The organism is Bradyrhizobium sp. CFUWI (assembly GCF_056429085.1).
In genome coordinates this window covers 1-420 of record NZ_JBWJZE010000244.1, presented here as the reverse complement: position 1 = coordinate 420, position 420 = coordinate 1, and the positions used below count along the sequence as shown (strand labels likewise).

Here is a 420-nt window from a genome sequence, read left to right as displayed (position 1 = left end):
CCACGGACACCACGCCGGCCATGGCGCGCGCAGCGTCCAGCCGGGCATCGGCCAGTGCGTCGCCCTGGTAGCGCAATCCGTCCCAGCCCATGCGCGGCGGGCGGACGGCCAGGCCGTGCAGCAGGTCCGCGGGCACGCCGGGGGCCGAGGATGCAGAGGCCAGCGCGGGCGCCGCCATGGAACGGGCCGGCAGGTTCATGGCCGCGCCTCCGGTGCCGCCGGTTCGCCATCCGCCCCCGTGCCGCCCACGCGCAACCGCGCGGCGCGCAGCGCGGCCTGCAGGATCTCGACGTGCGTGCCGCAGCGGCAGAGGTTGTGGTGCAGCTCGCTGCGCACCTCCTGCTCCGAGGGATGGGGATTGCGGCGCAGCAGGGCCTCGACGGTCATGACCATGCCGTTGAGGCAATAGCCGCACTGGGC

Annotated in this window: 2 protein-coding genes; both read right to left on the bottom strand. The window is 75.2% G+C overall.

The window, feature by feature from the left end; translation table 11 throughout:
• Window positions 1–199: hypothetical protein (locus AC066S_RS39640; RefSeq protein ID WP_478272037.1), on the bottom strand; the 199-nt coding region annotated here is incomplete at its 3' end.
• On the bottom strand, window positions 196–420 hold a 225-nt coding region (locus AC066S_RS39635), incomplete at its 5' end, for a 2Fe-2S iron-sulfur cluster-binding protein (protein WP_478272036.1). The genes AC066S_RS39640 and AC066S_RS39635, both read right to left, overlap by 4 nt.